Annotated in this window: 18 protein-coding genes and 1 pseudogene; 8 read left to right on the top strand and 11 right to left on the bottom strand. The window is 74.9% G+C overall.

Annotated features, from left to right (window positions below; all coding sequences use genetic code 11):
* Positions 1 to 47 precede the first annotated feature (47 nt).
* Together IG05_RS0122370 and IG05_RS0122365 are read right to left on the bottom strand one after the other, a co-directional pair.
* Positions 48 to 638: a Uma2 family endonuclease gene (locus IG05_RS0122370; protein ID WP_234335958.1), complete on the bottom strand. Its 591-nt coding sequence runs from the start codon at positions 636 to 638 to the stop codon at positions 48 to 50.
* Positions 639 to 807: 169 nt separating this feature from the next.
* Complete coding sequence (locus IG05_RS0122365) at positions 808 to 1,920, bottom strand: mechanosensitive ion channel family protein (protein WP_030345159.1); 1,113 nt, start codon at positions 1,918 to 1,920, stop codon at positions 808 to 810.
* 317 nt (positions 1,921 to 2,237) lie between these two features.
* Between IG05_RS0122365 and IG05_RS0122360 the strand changes: the two genes are divergently transcribed.
* On the top strand, positions 2,238 to 2,774 hold the full coding sequence (locus tag IG05_RS0122360) for an HNH endonuclease (RefSeq protein ID WP_030345157.1): 537 nt from the start codon (positions 2,238 to 2,240) through the stop codon (positions 2,772 to 2,774).
* Between the two features lie 58 nt (positions 2,775 to 2,832).
* Here the strand turns inward: IG05_RS0122360 and IG05_RS0122355 are convergent, their stop codons facing one another.
* The 5 genes from IG05_RS0122355 to IG05_RS0122335 form a co-directional block, all read right to left on the bottom strand.
* Positions 2,833 to 3,444: a hypothetical protein gene (locus IG05_RS0122355; protein ID WP_030345155.1), complete on the bottom strand. Its 612-nt coding sequence runs from the start codon at positions 3,442 to 3,444 to the stop codon at positions 2,833 to 2,835.
* The gene (locus tag IG05_RS0122350) at positions 3,441 to 4,757 is read right to left on the bottom strand and encodes a hypothetical protein (protein ID WP_107051396.1); all 1,317 of its coding nucleotides are present in this window, start codon (positions 4,755 to 4,757) and stop codon (positions 3,441 to 3,443) included. Before IG05_RS0122350 ends, IG05_RS0122355 begins: the two co-directional genes overlap by 4 nt.
* Positions 4,751 to 5,524: an ABC transporter ATP-binding protein gene (locus tag IG05_RS0122345; protein WP_030345152.1), complete on the bottom strand. Its 774-nt coding sequence runs from the start codon at positions 5,522 to 5,524 to the stop codon at positions 4,751 to 4,753. Before IG05_RS0122345 ends, IG05_RS0122350 begins: the two co-directional genes overlap by 7 nt.
* A 204-nt stretch (positions 5,525 to 5,728) precedes the next feature.
* The gene (locus tag IG05_RS0122340; protein WP_030345150.1) at positions 5,729 to 6,652 is read right to left on the bottom strand and encodes a zf-HC2 domain-containing protein; all 924 of its coding nucleotides are present in this window, start codon (positions 6,650 to 6,652) and stop codon (positions 5,729 to 5,731) included.
* The gene (locus IG05_RS0122335; RefSeq protein WP_030345149.1) at positions 6,649 to 7,257 is read right to left on the bottom strand and encodes an RNA polymerase sigma factor; all 609 of its coding nucleotides are present in this window, start codon (positions 7,255 to 7,257) and stop codon (positions 6,649 to 6,651) included. The genes IG05_RS0122340 and IG05_RS0122335 overlap by 4 nt, the downstream gene beginning before the upstream one ends.
* Before the next feature lie 156 nt (positions 7,258 to 7,413).
* Between IG05_RS0122335 and IG05_RS0122330 the strand changes: the two genes are divergently transcribed.
* From IG05_RS0122330 to IG05_RS0122320, 3 genes are read left to right on the top strand one after another with little or no spacing between them, the layout of a single operon-like run.
* On the top strand, positions 7,414 to 7,659 hold the full coding sequence (locus IG05_RS0122330) for a hypothetical protein (RefSeq protein ID WP_030345147.1): 246 nt from the start codon (positions 7,414 to 7,416) through the stop codon (positions 7,657 to 7,659).
* Positions 7,660 to 9,768, top strand: coding sequence for a 4-alpha-glucanotransferase (gene malQ, locus IG05_RS0122325; protein WP_030345146.1), 2,109 nt, complete (start codon positions 7,660 to 7,662; stop codon positions 9,766 to 9,768). It begins immediately after the preceding gene.
* A 48-nt stretch (positions 9,769 to 9,816) separates the two neighbouring features.
* Positions 9,817 to 10,098 carry a hypothetical protein gene (locus IG05_RS0122320; RefSeq protein WP_030345144.1) on the top strand — a complete coding sequence of 94 codons (282 nt, stop codon included), beginning with the start codon at positions 9,817 to 9,819 and terminating at the stop codon, positions 10,096 to 10,098.
* A 142-nt stretch (positions 10,099 to 10,240) separates the two neighbouring features.
* On the opposite strand, the pseudogene IG05_RS0122315 reads toward IG05_RS0122320, so the two are convergent.
* Both IG05_RS0122315 and IG05_RS0122310 read right to left on the bottom strand, forming a co-directional pair.
* Positions 10,241 to 10,504: pseudogene (locus IG05_RS0122315) on the bottom strand (TetR/AcrR family transcriptional regulator); the annotation flags it as partial.
* A 44-nt stretch (positions 10,505 to 10,548) separates the two neighbouring features.
* Positions 10,549 to 11,049 carry a MarR family winged helix-turn-helix transcriptional regulator gene (locus IG05_RS0122310; protein ID WP_030345143.1) on the bottom strand — a complete coding sequence of 167 codons (501 nt, stop codon included), beginning with the start codon at positions 11,047 to 11,049 and terminating at the stop codon, positions 10,549 to 10,551.
* Positions 11,050 to 11,203: 154 nt separating this feature from the next.
* Between IG05_RS0122310 and IG05_RS0122305 the strand changes: the two genes are divergently transcribed.
* A complete protein-coding gene (locus tag IG05_RS0122305; protein WP_051790114.1) occupies positions 11,204 to 12,187 on the top strand; it encodes an EamA family transporter in 984 nt (327 codons plus the stop codon).
* Positions 12,188 to 12,410: 223 nt separating this feature from the next.
* Complete coding sequence (locus tag IG05_RS0122300) at positions 12,411 to 12,680, top strand: hypothetical protein (RefSeq protein WP_234335956.1); 270 nt, start codon at positions 12,411 to 12,413, stop codon at positions 12,678 to 12,680.
* Between the two features lie 195 nt (positions 12,681 to 12,875).
* Here the strand turns inward: IG05_RS0122300 and pepN are convergent, their stop codons facing one another.
* Positions 12,876 to 15,446, bottom strand: coding sequence for an aminopeptidase N (gene pepN, locus IG05_RS0122295; RefSeq protein WP_030345138.1), 2,571 nt, complete (start codon positions 15,444 to 15,446; stop codon positions 12,876 to 12,878).
* A gap of 327 nt (positions 15,447 to 15,773) precedes the next feature.
* Positions 15,774 to 16,793 carry an aspartate-semialdehyde dehydrogenase gene (locus IG05_RS0122290; RefSeq protein WP_030345136.1) on the bottom strand — a complete coding sequence of 340 codons (1,020 nt, stop codon included), beginning with the start codon at positions 16,791 to 16,793 and terminating at the stop codon, positions 15,774 to 15,776.
* A 330-nt stretch (positions 16,794 to 17,123) separates the two neighbouring features.
* On the opposite strand from IG05_RS0122290, the gene IG05_RS0122285 reads away from it, so the two are divergent.
* Together IG05_RS0122285 and IG05_RS0122280 are read left to right on the top strand one after the other, a co-directional pair.
* The gene (locus IG05_RS0122285) at positions 17,124 to 17,672 is read left to right on the top strand and encodes a sigma-70 family RNA polymerase sigma factor (RefSeq protein WP_030345134.1); all 549 of its coding nucleotides are present in this window, start codon (positions 17,124 to 17,126) and stop codon (positions 17,670 to 17,672) included.
* Positions 17,673 to 18,240: 568 nt separating this feature from the next.
* Complete coding sequence (locus IG05_RS0122280) at positions 18,241 to 19,071, top strand: hypothetical protein (RefSeq protein ID WP_037814428.1); 831 nt, start codon at positions 18,241 to 18,243, stop codon at positions 19,069 to 19,071.
* Positions 19,072 to 19,213: the final 142 nt, after the last annotated feature.

The following is a 19,213-nucleotide window of genomic DNA, read 5'->3' as shown; positions in this document are numbered from 1 at the left end:
GCGGGGAGGCATGGGTCCGCGAGGCGTACGGCCGGCCTGCGGGCCGGTCAGTCGGTGACGAACGGGGTCGTGTCGAGGGTGGGGTAGGGCGCCGGGAGGGGGAGGGGGTCGCCGAGGGTGACCTTGGTGTCGGTCTTGTAGTAAGCCTCGGTGGGGTCGTCGTCGGGCAGGACGGGGTCCGTGTAGCAGTGGGCCGTCTGGGAGTGGCGGTCGATGAGGACGTAGACGGGGATGCCGGCGGCGGCGTAGGTGCGGAACTTGGGGCCGGTGTCGGTCTCGTGGTTGGTCGAGGTGACCTCGCCGACGAGGGCGAGCATGTCGATGGGGTACCAGCCCTTGTTGGCCTTGCGGTACGACTCGTCGAGTTCCGTCGGCCTGCGACGGCGGACGTAGAGGTCCGGAATGATCAGGGCCATGGTCCTGCCGTCCTGGTGGGCGGCGCGGTAGCCGTTGCCCATGCCCACGAGGCGGTGTCCGGCGGCTCGGAACTGGAAGCTCAGCTCGAATGCGCCATCGTTGTGGTTGTCGTTCGGTTGCGGCGGCACGAAGGCGGTCCCCTCGACGTACTCGGGTCGAATGGGCATCGGTGCTGCCTCTTCGATCGCACTCAACAGGTCGATGGGGTCCACCTGCGTCATCACCGGCTCCATGATCGGTTCGGCGCTCCTCGCTTCTCCTCGTCACGCTGATGCCAGGCTAAGCCCGCCCCGGGCGCCCCGGCAGAACGATGGGGCACCCCGTGCGCGCCGCGCGCCGGAATGCCCCGTCCGTTCACTCGAACGTGTGTGCCGAACCGTTCCGCTGCCGCTACTTCCCCGGCGGAGCCGTGCGCTGCGGGGCTATCGGTGAGGCCGCCGCCGTCTGCGGGGAATCCGCGTTGGAGTACGCCGAGGGGGCCGCGACCGCGACGGTCGGGTCCGGGGTCTCCTGCTGGTCCTCCACCGCCGTCGCCCCGCCCACGATGCGGATGCTCGCCGCGTCGAACGCCCGCTTGATCCGCCAGCGCAGTTCCCGCTCGACGGTGACCGACTTGCCGGGCATGGTCCTGGCCGAGAGCCGGACCACCATGGAGTCGATCAGTACCGAGTCCAGGCCGAGCACCTCGACCTGGCCCCACAGCAGCTCGTTCCAGGGCTCTTCCTTGCTCATCTTCTCGGCGACCTCGTCCAGCGTGGCCTTGACCCGGTCCAGGTCCTCGCTCGCCTTCACGGTCACGTCGACCCCGGCCGTCGCCCAGCCCTGCGAGAGGTTGCCGATCCGCTTGACCTCGCCGTTGCGGACGTACCAGATCTCCCCGCTGTCGCCCCGCAGCTTGGTCACGCGCAGCCCGACCTCGATCACCTCGCCGGTGGCCACACCGGCGTCGATGACGTCCCCGACGCCGTACTGGTCCTCCAGGATCATGAAGACGCCGGACAGGAAGTCCGTGACCAGGTTGCGCGCACCGAAACCGATGGCGACACCCGCGACACCGGCCGACGCCAGCAGCGGCGCCAGGTTGATCTTGAAGGTGCCCAGCACCATCAGCGCGGCCGTGCCGAGGATCAGGAAACTCGCCACCGACCGCAGCACCGAGCCGATCGCCGCCGCCCGCTGCCGCCGCCGCTCGGCGTTGACCAGCAGCCCGCCCAGCGCACCGGCCTCCCCGGACGGCCCGCTGCGGTTCATCCGGTCGATCAGCTGGGTGATCGCCCGCCGCACCACCGCGCGCAGCGCGACCGCCACGACCACGACCAGCAGGATCTGCAGGCCCATCGCGAGCCACGTCGACCAGTTCTGCTCGACCCAGCTCGCCGCGTTCGTCGCGCTCTCCTGGGCGTCCTGGAGCGTCGGCACGGCCGGGGCCGTGGAGCCCGAGGGCGACGGGGACGGGGACGGCGATGCCCCGGCGGCCAAGAGGGCGGCGGGCAGGGACGACACGGCAGGTACCTCCCAGGTGCTGCGCGGTCCGTACCGGCGGGGCGGTCAAGGTCACGAAAAGGTCACCGGACGGACAGGACCACCACACTAACGGGGCACTGTGGGTGCCTCATGCCGTTCCGCACATGAGCGCCGCAGGAGAGACACGGCTCACGCGGGCTTGAACCGGCCACGATCCGGGGGATGAATCACGTGTGGTCGAAAACACCCCCAGCCCGTTACCGGGACATGGTGGCGCTTCCACCAGGCATGAGGGGAGACTGACTGCAGATCGTCCCGGCGCGAGCCACGCGCCGCCGACGCCCAAGGAGGCACCCGTGCCGCATGTCCTGGTCCTCAACGCGTCGTACGAGCCGCTCGGCGTCGTACCGCTACGCCGCGCGCTCATCCTCGTCCTGGAGAACAAGGCCGTCTCCCTTGAGGAGTCCGGCGCCTATATGCACAGCGCAACCGTCACCCTCCCCGCACCCAGCGTGGTCCGGCTCAAGCGATTCGTCCGGGTCCCCTACCGGGGGCCTGTTCCTCTGACCCGCCGTGCGCTGTTCGCGCGCGACGGGGGCCGGTGCATGTACTGCGGTGGCATCGCAACCAGCGTCGACCACGTCATCCCGCGCAGCCGCGGGGGCAAGCACGTCTGGGACAACGTGGTGGCGTCCTGCCGCCGCTGCAACCACGTCAAGGCCGACCGCCACCTGGTGGAGCTGGGCTGGCGGCTGCGGCACAAACCGGCCCCGCCGACGGGGCTGGCCTGGCGGATCATCGGCACGGGGCATCGCGACCCGCGCTGGCTGCCGTACTTGCAACCCTTCGGCGCGGACGACGCCCTGGCCCGGATCGACGGCATCTCCGCCTAGGTCCGGGCCGACGTGTGTCCGCCGGTGCGCCGGCGGGACCGGCCGTGCCGCCCGGGGTTCAGGCCCGCGGCCCCTCCGGGCGGGCGCCGCGCGCCGCGTACAGCACAGCGCCCGCGGCGAACGCGGCCAGGGCCACCGCCCAGGCACCCCGCTGCGCGCCCGGCTGCATCGGCCACGCCCACACCGTGGCCGCGCGGCCGTGCGCCATCGCGGAGCCCAGGTAGACGGCGGTGACGTAGGCGAACGCGGGGAGCCAGCTCAGGCGGGCGCCCAGGAACACGGCCGCCGCCGCGGTGACACCGGTGCAGCCCAGCGTGTTGCGGACCACCGCGGGCGCCCCGAAGGTCTCGGCGTGTCCGAGGACGGCCGGGGCCACCAGCAGCGCGGCCAGCGCGGCCAGCGCCGTCAGCTGCACCAGGCGGCGCGGCCACCAGGGGCGTACGGCCGTCGCGTCCAGCTCGTCCGAGGCGCTGTACAGGCTGGTCCCGATCACCGCCGACGCCAGCAGCGGTGCCAGCGCGACGATCGGCACCCGGCGGTCCGGGTCGAGGTAGGCGTCCAGCCGTCCGGCCGCCCACACCGCGAACGCGGCCGTGCCGGCGAGCGCGGCCAGGGTGAGCGGCAGCGCCCGGGAGCGGGCGTACAGCAGGGGGCCGTGGGTCGTCGTCACAGTGCGGGGATCTCCTTCGGGCGGCAGCCCGCGCGGGCCGCGAAGTACGCCGACAGCCAGTCGCGGCGCCGCTGCTCCGCCATTCCGGCCAGCCGGGTGCGGGCGGCGAGGAGCCTGCGCTCCTCGGCGGGGCCGGCACCGGGCACCAGGCCCTTCCTCTGCAGGGCGTTCGGCGCGAGGTAGGACTCGACCGCGTCGTCCGCCCGCAGGACGCGGGTGGTCATCGCGGATTCCGGGCAGTCGCTGTTCTCCAGCGCGGTGACGGCCTCCCAGGCGAACTGCCGCGGATCGGTCAGCCGCCCCCGTACCGTCGACCAGCCCAGCGGTGTGATGCCCGGCAGCCGGGCCTCGCCGGCGTGCGGGGCGCCGGCGTGGTCCGCCCAGCGCGCCGGCAGGTTCCGCACCCCCTCCAGCTTTCCCGTGATCCCCGACAGGGCCTCCCTGACCTGCGGGAGCATCCCGGCGTACCGGGCGTTGACGCAGATCGCCGGAGCCACGGACGTGTCGCACACCTGGCGGCGGGCGAGCGGGTCGGGGCGCCACAGACCGTCCCCGGTCTGCGCCAGCAGCGTGCCCGCGGCCAGCGCGGCGGCCAGCGGCAGCAGGACCGTCACCCGCCGCCGGGCCGCGTGGGCCAGCACCGCCGCGAGGGCCAGCCCGCCCGTCCACACCGCCATGGCGCACGACTGCCACCACACCGGCAGTTCGTCCAGGGAACTGGTCACGGGGCTGAGCGCGCGCACGGCGGCCGAAGGGTCGCCCAGCGTGGTGCCGAGGCCCAGGAAGCCGCCCACCCCCAGCAGCGGCGCGGCGAGCCGGGTGGGCACGGCCCGGCCCAGGACGTGTCCGGTCAGCGCGGCCGCCGCCATGGCGACCGTGTCCCCCGGCAGCAGGGACGGGTGGGGCCGGTCGCCCTGGGCGTACGGCCAGGTCGCGAGCAGGGCCAGGAGCGCCACGGCGAAGTAGCCGGCGGCCACCCACAGCGCGACCGGCAGCGCGGCCGTCAGCAGCCGGGTCAGCGGCGGCCGTACGGTCGTCCCCCACAGCTCCTCGGTGCCGCGCCGCCGTTCCCGGCCGCCCTGCCAGCAGCCCGCCGCCCCGGCCAGCGGAAGGGTGATCAGCAGGGCGGTGTGCACCTCGGTGGCGGTCGCCGCCCAGTCGCCCTGCCAGCGGTCCGCCGTGCCGCCCAGCATCGCGCCGGCCGTCAGCAGCACCGCGGCCCCGGCCCAGGGGGTGAAGCCCCGCACCGCCTCGGCGCGCAGCGGGTGCGGTGCGCGCACGGGCGCAGCCCGCCCGGTGAGCAGCGTCAGCACACCGCCTCCCGCGCACCCGGCGCGCGGTGCGCGCGCAGCGCCGCCGTGTACCCGCGCTCGATCGGATGGTCGCCCGGCCCGCCGGACGCCTCGCCGAGCCGGGTGAGCGCCCCGGGCGTGCCCCGGTACGCGATCCGGCCCGCGTCCAGCAGCGTGACCTCCGTGCAGGCGGCGGCCACGTCCTCCACCAGGTGGGTGGAGACCACCACGGTCGCCGAGGTGCCCAGCTCGCGCAGCAGCTCGCGGAACTCGACCCGCTGCTCGGGGTCCAGGCCGGCCGTCGGCTCGTCGAGCAGCAGCACGGCGGGGTCGTTGACGACGGCCTGCGCGATGCCGACCCGGCGGACCATGCCACCGGACAGCGTCCGCACCTTGGCGTCGATCCGGTCCGTCAGGCCGACCCGGGCCACCGCCCGCTCCACGGCCGCCGGCACCCGCGCGGCCGGTACCTCCTTCAGCCAGGCCACGTACGCCACGAACTCCCGCACGGTGAACCCCGGGTAGTAGCCGAAGTCCTGCGGCAGGTAGCCCAGCCGGCGCCGCACCCCGGCCAGCCCGCGGTGGCCGGCGGTGTCCTCGCCGAGCAGCTCCACCCGGCCGGCGTCCGGCCGCGCCACCGTGGCCAGCACCCGGATCAGCGAGGTCTTCCCGGCCCCGTTCGGCCCGAGCAGCCCGTGCACCCCGGTGCCGAGCGCCAGGTCGAGCGAGTCGAGGGCGAGGGTCTTGCGGTGCCGGACCCGCAGGCCGGTCACACGTATGGAACTCATCGGTCTCCTCAGGAGAGGGAACGGGACCACGGCAGCGGTGGCCCCGGGACGGAATGTCACAGGCGCAAGCGCGCCGCCGCGGGTGCGGCGGGTGGTCGTCCGAGGTGTTCGGGGAGGCGGCGGGTGGTCGTCCGAGGTGTTCGGGGAGGCGGCGGGTGGTCGTCCGAGGTGTTCGGGGAGGCGGCGGGTGGTCGTACGACGTGCTCAGGGACGCAGCGGGCGGTCGTACGCGGGGCGGCGGGCCGTCAGCAGGGCCGCGCTCAGCACGGCCGCCGCCGCCCACCCGCTCTGCGCGGCGGTCCCGTCCAGGCAGCGGGAGAGCTGCTCCGCCAGCCGCGCGGTCACCGCCCCGCCCGGCGCCACGGCCACCGGCGGCAGCACGGCGCACAGCCAGCCGCCGCCCGTCACCCCGGCAGCGGCCCGGCACCCCACGAAGGAGGCCAGCGCCAGCGAGGCCAGCGCCAGGGCCAGCCCCGGCAGCAGCCAGGCCGCCGCGGCCGGCGCCCCCGAGGCCGGCAGCAGCAGCCCGGCGAGGGTCAGCAGCGGCAGGCTCACCACGAGGACGGCGACCGTACGGGTCAGCGCCAGCCGCAGCCCGCCGGCCGGCGTGGCCGCAGTGACCTCGTGCAACGGGTCCGCGTGCGGGCCGTAGGACAGGGCGACCCCGGCGACCGGCACCACCGGCGCGACCGCCAGCAGCAGCGCACGCGCGCCCGGGAACCCGGCCCCGTACGACAGGGCCAGCGCGGCCACCGCCACGCCCAGCACGGCCGGCAGCCACGCCCCGCGCACCGCCGGTCCCGCGGCCCACAGCAGCCGGGCGATCCGGGACGGCGCGCGCCACCCGGTCACCCCGGTCGCCCCGGCGGACCCCGGCGCGCCCGCCGCCACCAGCGCCGGAGCCGACTCCGGTGCCGGTGCCGACTCCAGCACCGCCGCCCGCACCTGCGCGAGCACCGCGCCCGCCGCCGTACCGCGCACCGCGGCCGACACCCGGGACGCGCAGCCCGCGCAGCCCTCCACATGCTTCTCCAGCGACCACGCGTCCGGCTCCGGCAGGACACCCTCGGCATAGCGGGCGACCAGGTCCTCGGAGGCGTGCCACAGATGCGCGTTGCGGTGCGTCATGCCGTACCTCCCAGCGGGGACGGGTTCAACCGGTCGAGTGCCTCCCGCAGCTCGGCGCGGGCCCGGCGGGCCCGGGACTTCACCGTGCCCTCCGGGATGCCGAGCAGCCGGGCCGCCTCCCGGGTGCTCAGCCCGTCGACGACCGTCGCCCGCAGCACCTCCCGCAGCTCGGGGGAGATCCGGTCCAGCGCGGTGCCGACATCGCCGTACTCCAGCCCGGCCAGCACCCGGTCCTCGGCGGACGGCGCGGCCACGGGCTCGTACCGTCCGGCGCTCTCCTGCTCCGGCAGCGGCCCCGTGACCCGGACGACCCGCTCCTGCGCCCGGCGCGCGTCGACCAGCCGGCGCGCCGCGATCGTCCACAGCCAGCCCCCGGCCTCCTGCCCGCGGTGCCCGGCCGCCGACCGCCACACCGTGACGAACGTGTCCTGCAGCACCTCCCGCACCAGCTCCGCATCGGCACACCGCCGGGTCAGCCGCGCGTGCAGCCACCCGGCGTGCCGGTCGTACAGCGCGGTCATCGCCGCCGCGTCCCCCTGCGCGACGGCCCGCAACAGGGCCGCGTCCGCGCCGCTCCCGTCGTCCGTCTCCCGCTGGCCCCCCATGGGGCGGAACAGTCTCACACCCCCTCTATCGATCACCGGGCCGGCGCCGGATCACCCCCGGCACCGGATTTTCCGGGCGTGGCGCCGGGCTCACTGGGTAGGCCTGCCGTGACCCCTCCTCAGCCGCAGCACCCCCACACCGACAAGGAGGCCCTCGTGGCCGCACCGGCTCGCCTCACGATCCCCGCCCCGTCCAAACCCGTGGCGGAGCTGTCCGCCGACACCGACGAGGCACCGCTGTACGCGTTCAGCGCGGAGAGCGCGTGCGCGCAGGCGCCGCTGACCAGTGAGCCGCCGCTGCCCGACGCCGAGCCGCTGACCAGCGAACCCCCGCTCGCCGAGGCCGCCCCGCTGACCAGCGAGTCCGACCCGGTCCCGGACTCCTTCGCGCCGGGACTGTAGATGGCCGCGGCGCCCGACGAGCCCCTCGGCCAGCCCTCCGCCGACCTCGCCCGGCTCGCCGGGCTGCACGGGGTCGCCACCTCCTACCGGCCCGCCCCCGACCGCACCGTCCAGGTCCCCGCCGCCGCCGTCACCGCCGCCCTGGCCGCCCTCGGCGTCGACGCGACCGGACCGGACGCCGTGCGCACCGCCCTCGCCGCCCGGGAACGCGAGCTGCGTGAGCGCCTGCTGCCGCCGACGCTGGTCCAGTGGACCGGCGCCGAGCCGCCCGCCGCCCTCACCGCCCTGCCCGCCGGCACCCGGCTGCACGTCGAGACCGAGGACGGCCGGCACGCGCAGGACACCGCGGACCTCCCGCTCGGCGTCCACCGGCTGACCGCCACCGCGCCCGACGGACGCACCGGCGAGGCCTGCCTCGTCGTCGCCCCCGACCGGCTGCCCGCCCCGGCCGGCCGCTCCTACGGCCTCCTCGTCCAGCTGTACTCCCTGCTCTCCCGCCGCTCCTGGGGCATGGGCGACCTCACCGACCTCGCCGAGCTGGCCGGCTGGGCCGGACACACCGCGGGCGCCGGATTCATCCAGGTCAACCCGCTGCACGCGGCCGTACCCGGCGCCCCCACCGACCCCTCCCCGTACCGCCCCTCCTCCCGCCGCTTCCCCGACCCCGTCCACCTGCGGATCGAGGCCGTCCCCGAGTTCGCCCACGTCGAGGACCACGAACGCCTGACCGGGCTGCTGCAGCGCGCCGAACGGCTGCGCGCCGCCGTCCTCGACAAGGGCGCCCTCATCGACCGCGACGCCGTGTGGGAACTGAAACGCGAGGCCCTGGAACTCGTCCTCGCCGTCCCCCTCGGGCCCGGCCGGCAGGCCTCCTACGACGCCTTCCGCGCCGCCCACGGCCAGGCCCTCGACGACCACGCCACCTGGAACGCCCTCGCCGAACTCCACGGCTCCGACTGGCACCACTGGCCCGACGGGCTGCGCGACCCCCGCTCGGCCGCCACCGCGCGCGCCCGCTCCGACCTCGCCGGCCGGGTGGAGTTCCACGCCCGCCTCGCCTGGCTCACCGACGGCCAGCTCCGGGCCGCCCAGCGCGGCGCCCGCGAGGCCGGCATGCCCGTCGGGATCGTGCACGACCTCGCCGTCGGCGTCCACCCGGCCGGCGCCGACGCCTGGGCCCAGCAGGACGTCTACGCCGCCGGCATGTCCGTCGGGGCGCCCCCGGACGCCTTCAACGCCCGCGGCCAGGACTGGGGCCTGCCGCCCTGGCGCCCCGACCGGCTCGCCGCCACCGGCTTCGCCCCCTACCGCGACCTCCTGCGCGCCCTCTTCCGCTACGCCGGCGCCCTGCGCATCGACCACGTCATGGGCCTGTTCCGGCTCTGGTGGGTGCCCCAGGGCAACCCGCCCACCGACGGCACCTACGTCCACTACGACGCCGACGCCATGCTCGCCCTCCTCGCCCTGGAAGCCACCCGCGCCGGGGCCGTCGTCATCGGCGAGGACCTCGGCACCGTCGAACCCGGCGTGCGCGAGGCACTCCAGCGGCGCGGGGTGCTCGGCACCTCCGTGCTCTGGTTCGAACGGGACTGGGAGGGCGACGGCCGCCCGCTGCCGCCCGAGCGCTGGCGCGCCGACTGCCTGGCCACCGCCACCACCCACGACCTGCCGCCCACCGCCGCCCGGCTCACCGGCGACCACGTCGAACTGCGCGACAGCCTCGGCCTGCTCACCCGTTCGGCCGCCGAGGAACGCGCCGAGGCCACCGCCGACGCCGCCGAGTGGCTCGCCCTGCTCGGCAGCCTCGGCCTGCTGGACAGCCCGGCCGCCGGACCGCCCGGCTCCGACGAGGAGGAGGAGATCCGCGCCGTCCACCGCTTCCTGCTGCGCACCCCCGCCCGCCTGATCGGCGTCTGGCTCCCGGACGGCATCGGCGACCGCCGCCCGCAGAACCTGCCCGGCACCTGGGACGAGTACCCCAACTGGCGCCTGCCGGTCGCCGACGGCGAGGGCCGGCCGGTGCCGCTGGAGGAGCTGGTGGCCTCGCCGCGGCTGCGGGCGCTGCTGGAGGTGCTGCGGCCGTCCGGCGGCGGTACCGCGGTCCCGTAAGGCACCCCGGGCGCGCGGCCCCGACAGCGGTTCGCTAACTTGATTTCCGTGGACAAGAAGAACGCCCTGCGCGCCGGCGCCCTGGCCGCCGGTACGACGCTGATGATGCTGCTCATGTCGTCCCCCGCGCTCGCGCTGACCCGCGACGACGGCGACGACCCCGGCAAGGGCCTGAGCGTCATCCAGACGCTGGGCCTGTACGTCTTCCTGCCGGTCGTCCTGTTCCTGGTGATCGCCGGTCTGGTGATGGCACTGGACAAGTCGCGGGCCAAGAAGGACACCACCTCGTCCAACATCAACGTCAAGGCCGACGCCGGGGCCAAGGCCTGACCCGGATTACCGGTTCGTTCGCCGGGGGCGCCGGTCCTCCCGTCGGTACGCGCACACGCCGTACCCGGGGAGAGACCGGCGCCCCCGGCGTTTTCCCGTGCGCGTTCCTCCGCGCCCGGCTCAGCGGTTCCGCCCGCCCGGCTCAGGGGTTCGGCGCGGTCGGACAACGCTGCACCGTCGGGCCCGGCCACGCCACCAGCTCCTCGCGGGTGAGCGCGCGGGCCGGCGGCAGCCGCAGCACATAGCGGGTGAGGCCCGGCCCGAGCAGCTGCGCGGCGCACAGCGCGGCCCGCGCGGGGACCTGCCCGGGGTCCGGGCACACCCGCCGGGCCACCGGCAGCAGCCGGTCCCGGAAGATCCCCTGCATCCGCTCGGCCCCGCCCTCGTCGGTGGCCCCGACCCGCAGCGCGCCTCCGCGCGCCGAGTGGCGTGCGATGACGACCGCGGCGGCTACTCGGCCGTCGCGTCCAGCAGCTTCCGCAGCAGGGCGGCCAGGTGGCCGGCCTCTTCGGCGTCCAGGGCGGACAGTGCGGTGCTCTCCTGCTCCAGTCCGGTGTCCACCGCCTCGTCGATCAGCCGCAGCCCCTCCTCGGTGAGCGTCACCTTCAGGCCGCGCCGGTCGTGCGGGTCGGGGGAGCGGCGCAGCAGTCCGGCGCGCTCCAGCTTGTCGAGCCGACCGGTCATCCCGCCGGTGGTGAGCATGAGGGTGGCCGACAGTTCGCGGGGCGAGAGGGTGTAGGGCTCGCCGGCGCGGCGCAGGGTGGCCAGGACGTCGAACTCGCCGCGGGAGATGCCGTAGGGCTTGTAGGCCTTCTCCATCCGGTCGCCCATCGCGCGGGAGAGCCGGAAGATCCGGCCGAAGACCTCCATCGCCCGGGTGTCCAGGTCGGGCCGTACCCGGGACCACTGCTCGATGATCGCGTCGACGGGGTCCGCTGACTGTTGCTCCATGCGCAGAGTATCGACCCGCATCCGCTCGCCCGCAAGAAAGTCATCGGACAGCCACTTGACGATAAGTAGCTTAGCGCTAAGCTACTTATCAGTGACCCACCCGCTTCGGTGAGCCGCCCCAGTACCCGCCCGCACTCCCCGGAAGGGGCCCGCCATGGCCGCCACCCGATCCACCCGGTCCGCCCGACCCGGTGGCAACGCCGCCGCCGTCATCGCCGTCACCGCCCTCGCGCCCGTCTCCTGGGGCACCACCTACGCGGTGACCACCGAGTTCCTGCCGCCGGACCGCCCCCTGTTCACGGCCCTGATGCGGGCCCTGCCCGCCGGTCTGCTGCTGCTCGCCCTCACCCGGGTGCTGCCGCGCGGCATCTGGTGGGCCAAGGCCGCCGTGCTCGGCGCGCTGAACATCGGGGCGTTCTTCCCGCTGCTGTTCGTCGCGGCGTACCGGCTGCCGGGCGGGATGGCCGCGGTGGTCGGCTCGGCCGGGCCGCTGTTCGTCGTCGGGCTCTCCGCGCTGCTGCTCGGGCAGCGGCCGGAGCCACGGACGCTGCTCACCGGGCTGGTGGCCGCGTTCGGGGTCAGCCTGGTCGTACTGAAGGGGGCCGGCGCGCTCGACCCGGTCGGCGCCCTCGCGGCCCTCGCCTCCACCGCCGCCATGGCCGCCGGCACCGTACTGACCAAGCGCTGGGGCCGCCCGGAGGGGGTCGGTCCGCTGGCGCTCACCGGCTGGCAGCTCACCGCGGGCGGCCTGCTCATCGCCCCGGTCGCCTTCCTGGCCGAGGGCGCCCCGCCCGCCCTGGACGGCCGTGCCGCCGGCGGCTACCTCTACCTCGCCCTGGCCAACACGGCCGTCGCCTACTGGCTCTGGTTCCGCGGCATCGGCCGGCTCACCACGACCCAGGCCGGCTTCCTCGGCCCGCTGTCCCCGCTGACCGCCGCGGTCGTCGGCTGGGCCGCTCTCGGCCAGGCGCTCACCCCGGTGCAGGTGGCGGGCATGGTGCTGGCGTTCGGCGCGACGCTGGCCGCGCAGCTCGGCGGGCGCCCCAAGCCGGCGCAGACGTACCCGGCACCCGGCACCGGCGCGGCGCCCCGCGCATCCCGGCGCTGGCGTTCCGTCGCCGTTCGAGATGCTGAGTGACCGGGGGGCGGCTAGCGTGAAGGGGAAGGTCCGCGATCAGGGGTGTGCCCGCCGCCGGCGGCGAGCGCCCCGGATCCACAGGGGCCGACAGCCGAAGCGGCACAGGCCCGCTGCTCGTCCCCCGCGGCAACACCTACGACCGCGCCGCGCCCCCATCCCGCGCGGCCGCGGCCATCGCCCCCGTACCGGAAACCCCGCGAGGGCGTGGAAGGAAGGTAGGCCCATGAAAGCACAACGCGTGAGGCATCTCTTCGCGGTCTCCGCGGCCGGCGTCCTCCTGGCCGGTGGCGCCGCGATCGGCACGGCGGGTACGGCCTCGGCGGCCACCCCGGACCAGGTGTCGACCAACCACGGTTGCTTCGACCGCGGCTGGGGCGGCAACTGCTTCAACAACGGCTTCGGCTTCAACAACGGCTTCCGCAACAACTTCTTCGGCACGGGCTTCGTGCCCGGCTTCGGCGGTGGCGGCGTCGTGGTGGTCGTCGTCAACTGACGGCCGCTCGCGACCCGCACCCCATCCCACCATCCGCGCCGGACGGGCCCCGCCCGTCCGGCGCGGGTGTGCCGTCTCCCGTGCGGGAAGCCGCCTCGGTCGGTCCGGTGGCCGAGGGCCGCGCCTGATCTTCCGCGTCACACACGAAGGGGCGCCCGGCCGGGAGGCCGGGCGCCCCTGCTGTCGTGCGGGTGACTAGCCGGCGGCCGCGTCCGCCGCCTGCGCCTTCAGGGCGCGTTCGACGCCCGCGCGGGACTCCGAGACCAGGCGGCGCAGGGCCGCGGTCGGCTCGGCCGAGGACAGCCAGGCGTCCGTCTTGGCCAGGGTCTCCTCGGAGACCTGGACCGACGGGTACAGGCCGATGGCGATCTGCTGGGCGATCTCGTGCGAACGGGAGTCCCAGACGCCCTTGAGGACCTCGAAGTACCGGTCCGTGTACGACGCGAGCAGCTCCCGCTGGTCGGTCTGCACGAAACCGCCGATCACGGCCTCCTGCACGGCGTTGGGCAGCTTGTCGGACTCGATGACCGAGGACCAGGCCTCCGCCTTCGCCTCCGGCGTCGGGCGGGCGGCGCGGGCGGTGGCCGCGTGCCGCTCGCCGGCCGCCGTCCTGTCCCGCTCGTACTCGCCGGCGATCTCCGTCTCGTCGTACCGGCCGACGGCCGCGAGCCGCTGGACGAACGCCCAGCGCAGCTCCGTGTCGACGGCCAGGCCCTCGACGGTCTGGGTGCCGTCGAGCAGGGCCTCCAGGAGGTCCAGCTGCTCCGGGGTGCGCGCGGTCGCCGCGAACGCCCGCGCCCAGGCCAGCTGGTGGTCGCTGCCCGGCTCGGCGGTGCGCAGGTGGGCCAGCGTGGCGTCGGTCCAGCGGGTCAGCAGGGACTCGCGGGTGGCCGGCGCGGCGTACAGGTCGATGGCCAGCTTGACCTGGCGGTGCAGGGACTGCACCACGCCGATGTCGGACTCCTTGCCGATGCCGGACAGCACCAGGGCGAGGTAGTCGCGGGTGGCCAGCTCGGCGTCCCGCGTCATGTCCCAGGCCGACGCCCAGCACAGGGCGCGCGGCAGGGACGCCTCGAAGTCGCCGAGGTGTTCGGTGACGGTCTGCAGGGACTCCTCGTCCAGGCGGACCTTCGCGTACGACAGGTCGTCGTCGTTGAGCAGGATCACCGCCGGGCGGCGCTTGCCCGCCACCTGCGGTACGGCGGTCAGGTCGCCGTCCACGTCCAGCTCGATCCGCTCGGTGCGCACCAGCTTGCCGGCGTCGGAGAGGTCGTACAGGCCGATGGCGATGCGGTGCGGGCGCAGGGTCGGCTCGCCCTTGGCGCCGGCCGGGAGCGCCGGGGCCTCCTGGCGGACGGCGAACGAGGTGATCAGGCCCTCGGCGTCGGTCTCCACCTCCGGGCGGAGGATGTTGATGCCGGCCGTCTCCAGCCACTTCTTCGACCAGGTCTTCAGGTCGCGGCCGGAGGTCTCCTCCAGCGCGCCCAGCAGGTCGGACAGGCGCGTGTTGCCGAACGCGTGCCGCTTGAAGTAGGCCTGCACGCCCTTGAAGAACTCGTCCTCGCCGACGTACGCGACGAGCTGCTTGAGCACGCTCGCGCCCTTGGCGTACGTGATGCCGTCGAAGTTGACGAGCACGTCGTCCAGGTCGCGGATGTCCGCCATGATCGGGTGCGTGGACGGCAGCTGGTCCTGCCGGTACGCCCAGGTCTTCATCGAGTTGGCGAACGTGGTCCACGAGTGCGGCCAGCGGGAGCCGGGAGCCGCGGCCTGGCACGCGATCGAGGTGTACGTGGCGAACGACTCGTTCAGCCACAGGTCGTTCCACCACTCCATGGTGACCAGGTCGCCGAACCACATGTGGGCCAGCTCGTGCAGGATGGTCTCGGCGCGCACCTCGTACGCCGCGTCGGTCACCTTGGACCGGAAGACGTACTGGTCCCGGATGGTGACCGCGCCCGCGTTCTCCATGGCGCCCGCGTTGAACTCGGGCACGAACAGCTGGTCGTACTTCTCGAACGGGTACGCGTAGTCGAACTTCTCCTGGAACCAGTCGAAGCCCTGCCGGGTGACCTCGAAGATCGCGTCCGAGTCGAGGAACTCGGCGAGCGAGGGCCGGCAGTAGATGCCCAGCGGCACCGACTGGCCGTCCTTCTCGTACACGCTGTGCACGGAGTGGTACGGGCCGGCGATCAGCGCGGTGATGTACGTCGAGATCCGCGGGGTCGGCTCGAAGGCCCAGACGTTGTCCTTGGGCTCCGGGGTCGGCGAGTTGGAGATGACGGTCCAGCCCTCGGGCGCCTTCACGGTGAACCGGAAGGTGGCCTTCAGGTCCGGCTGCTCGAAGGAGGCGAAGACGCGCCGGGCGTCCGGGACCTCGAACTGCGTGTACAGGTAGGCCTGCTCGTCCACCGGGTCGACGAAGCGGTGCAGGCCCTCGCCGGTGTTGGTGTAGGCGCAGTCCGCGACCACCCGCAGGACGTTGGGCCCCTGGAGCAGCTCCGGCAGCGCGATCCGCGAGTCCTTGAAGACCTCGGCGGGGTCCAGCGGGTCGCCGTTGAGCACCACCTCGTGGACCGTCGGGGCCACCAGGTCGATGAAGGACTCGGCACCGCCGCGGGCCACGTCGAAGCGCACCGTGGTCACGGACCGGTAGGTACCGCCCTCCTGCGCGCCGGAGAGGTCGAGATCGATCTCGTACGAGTCAACGGTGAGCAGCTCCGCCCGCTGCTGCGCCTCTTCGCGAGTCAGGTTTGTGCCAGGCACGCGGTCATCTCCTCGTTATGTGTCGGTTGCGCCATCCTTCCATGGGACCGACGGGGAAAGCGATGTCCGCATCCCGCCGGTGGGCGCGGCGCCGCGGCGGGACGCCGGGCGCGCGACGACGTGCACCGCAGCCGGCCCGCAGGCGGCGGTGGTGGTGCACCTGCGGGTGGTGGAGTACGGCTGCTTCCCGTACGAGGTGCGGCGGGGCCGGGGCGGCGGGGCCGGGGCGGCGGGGCCGGGACAGGCCACCGGCTGCCGCGGCACCGGTGACGTCGGGGCATGCGGAAGGGGCGGCCCCGGTGGGCCGCCCCTGGTGGGCCGGTGGGATTACCTGGCGGACAGTTCCGCCGCCACCAGTTCCGCGATCTGGACCGCGTTCAGGGCGGCGCCCTTGCGGAGGTTGTCGCCGGAGATGAACAGGGCGAGGCCGTTGTCCACCGTCTCGTCGCGGCGGATGCGGCCCACGTACGACGGGTCCTGGCCGGCCGCCTGCAGCGGGGTCGGGATGTCGGAGAGGGCGACGCCCGGCGCCTTCGCGAGCAGCTCGGTGGCGCGCTCCGGGGACAGCGGGCGGGCGAAGCGGGCGTTCACCTGGAGGGAGTGGCCGGAGAAGACCGGCACGCGCACGCAGGTGCCGGAGACCTTGAGGCCGGGGATCTCCAGGATCTTGCGGGACTCGTTGCGCAGCTTCTGCTCCTCGTCGGTCTCGTTCAGACCGTCGTCGACGAGGTTGCCGGCGAAGGGCAGCACGTTGAAGGCGATGGGGCGCTTGTAGACGTTCGGCTCGGGGAAGTCGACCGCCGCGCCGTCGTGAGTGAGCTTGTCGGCCTCGGCGGCCACCTTCTGCACCTGGCCGTGCAGCTCGGCCACGCCCGCGAGGCCCGAGCCGGACACCGCCTGGTAGGTGGCGACCACCAGGGCCTCCAGGCCGGCCTCCTCGTGCAGCGCCTTGAGCGCCGGCATCGCGGCCATCGTGGTGCAGTTCGGGTTGGCGATGATGCCCTTGGGGCGGTCGGCGATCGCGTGCGGGTTCACCTCCGAGACCACCAGCGGGACCTCGGGGTCCTTGCGCCAGGCCGAGGAGTTGTCGATCACCACGGCGCCCTGCGAGGCGACCTTTTCGGCCAGCGCCTTGGAGGTCGTGCCGCCCGCGGAGAAGAGCACGATGTCCAGGCCGGTGTAGTCGGCGGTCGCCGCGTCCTCCACCGTCACGCCGTCCAGCACGCTCCCGGCGGAACGGGCCGAGGCGAACAGGCGCAGCTCCGTCACCGGGAAGTTCCGCTCCGTGAGGATCCCGCGCATGACCGTGCCGACCTGACCGGTGGCTCCGACGATTCCGACCCTCACAGCGACTCCCTCTATCTGTCTCTTGCCTGACCGGGGCTTTTCCATCATGCGGCCGACCCCGGCCCACCTGTCCAATTCTTTGTGCCGTGTGCCCGAGGAATGGGACACGAGCAGCCGCCCGGCGGTTCCAGACGTTCGCCGAGCACCCCGCTGAACTGCAGAAATTCCCTCGGCCGCAGGTCCGCGCCGGAAGCTGTGCCGTCCCGGACCCTGCCCGTCCCGGCGTGGCCCATACGAAGGTGTGACGTACGCCTCTGCGCCGGTCCGGCACCGGCCGAACGTTTCGGCCCGCTGCCACGTCGTAGGGGCAGACGCGGGAGGGGGTGGCGTGTGCTGCGCGGGAAGGCGCGCCGCGAGCAGGGGGTGTACGCCGTCGGTACGGACCGGCCCGGCGACGATCCGCTGGACGCGGCCCAGGAACGCCGGGTGCGGGCGGTGCTCGCGCTCGGCGGGGTGCCGCAGTCGGACCTGCCGGACGGGGTGCAGCAGGTACGGCTGCGGCTGCTGGAGCGGGCCGCGAGCGGTCGTGAGGCGCCGCGGGACGTGTCGGCGTGGGCGGCGGTGGTCGCCTCCAACCTGGCCATGGACTGGCACCGGGCCAAGCGGCGCCGGGAGCGGCTGGGGGAGCGGCTGGCGGCACTGCGCGAGCCCGCGCACGTCTCCGGCGAGGAGACCAGCCTGCTGTCCCTCACGGTCGCCCGGGGCCTGGACGAGCTGCCCGCCGCCCAGCGGCAGGTGGTGGTGCTGCGCTTCTTCGCGGACCTGCCGGTGCGGGCCATCGCCGAGGAGCTGGGCGTCTCGGAGGGCACGGTCAAGAGCAGGCTGCACACGGCGGTCCGCGCACTGCGCGACCGGCTGCACGAGGACGAGGTGGTGTGACATGACCGCCGAACACGACAACACGCGGGACGCCGGGAGCGCCGGGGACGCCGGGGGTGCCTGGCGCGCCGGGGGTGCCGAGAGCGCCGGAGGTGCCGGGGGCGCCGAGAGGGCTGGGGGTGCCGGAGGTGCAAGGAGTGCCGGGGGCACCAGGGAGGCTGAGGGCGCGAGGGAGGCGGGAGGTGCCGAGGGTGCCGCCGGTGCCAGGGGTGCCGTAAGTGCCGAGAGGGCTGGGGGTGACAGAGGTGCCGGGGGTGCCGAGAGCGCTGGCGGTGCCGGCGGTGCGAGAAGTGCCGGAAGTGCAAGGGGGGCCGGGGGCGCCAGGGAGGCCGGGGGTGCCGAGGGTGCCGGGGGTGCCGGGGGTGCCGGGACTGCCGAGAGGGCTGGCGGTGTCCGGAGTGCTGAGAGGGTTGGGGGTGACAGAGGTGCCAGGAGCGCCGAGAGGGCTGAGGGTGCCGGCGGTGCGAGAAGTGCCGGAAGTGCAAGGGGGGCCGGGGGCACCCGGGGTGCCGGGGGCGCCGGGGGTGGGAGCACCAGGGGCGCCGGTGGGCGCGGGGAGGACGATGGCATGGACGCCCTCATGGCCGCGATCACCGGTGATCCCCTGCCGGAGGAGGCCCGGTCGGACCCCGCCTTCCTCGCCGAGCACCGGGCGGCCGAGGCGGACGTGGCCGTGCTGCGGGATGAACTGGCCCGGCTGGCGGCGGCCCTGACGGGAGACGAGGTGCCCGGTGAGGCGGGGGCGCCCGAGGCACCTGCCGGGGCCGGGGAGATCCGCACTCCGCAGGACACCTCCTCGGCCGCTCCGCCCGCCCGCCGCCCCCGGGGCCGTACCCGCCCCGCCGGACCGCCCCGGCCCCCGCGGCCGGGCCGGCCGAGCGGGCCCCGACGGGCCCTGCGGGTCGCGCTCGGCTCGCTCGCCGGTGCCGCGGCCTTCTCCCTGGCCCTGGGCTTCGGGTGGCTGGTGACCCAGGGCGGCGGCGGCGCGGACGACAATGCCGGGGCGTCGGCCAAGGGGGACGCGGGGCGCCCGGAGGCGGCGTCCAGCGTCCGGCCGGCGGCTCCGGAGCGCGAGCTGGCCTGCGCGCGGCTGGTCGTGGAGGGCACGGTGACGAAGGTGGAGCGGGACGAGGGCGCGTCCGGGAGCCGGGTCACGCTGACCGTGACCCGCTCCTACAAGCCCGCGCACGGCCCGGCGGAGGCCGGCTTCCTGCTCGCCGCGGACGCCCGTCCGGCCCCGCGCCCGGGCCAGCACGTACTGGCCGGCGTCGGCCGGGGGGACCGGTACGCGACCCTGTGGTCCGTCGGCACCGCCCGCGTCTCCGCGGACCGGGCCTGGATCACCGACGCCCTCCCCGCCTCCCGCTCCCTCCCCTGCCCCTCGCCCACAGCACCCTGAGCGGGCGGGAGGCGGTGTCGGCGGAGGCCGGAGCCGGCGGACAGACCCTTCCGCGGGGTGGCCGGAGCCGGTGAATCGGCCTCGCGCCCTCTGTCACCGTGCCCCGAGCCGGAAGGAGCCGGGCCGGGAGGTGGTGTCCGCG

This window comes from Streptomyces sp. NRRL S-1022 (genome assembly GCF_000720135.1).
GTDB lineage: Bacteria > Actinomycetota > Actinomycetes > Streptomycetales > Streptomycetaceae > Streptomyces.
This window is presented reverse-complemented; position numbering and strand designations above follow the sequence as displayed.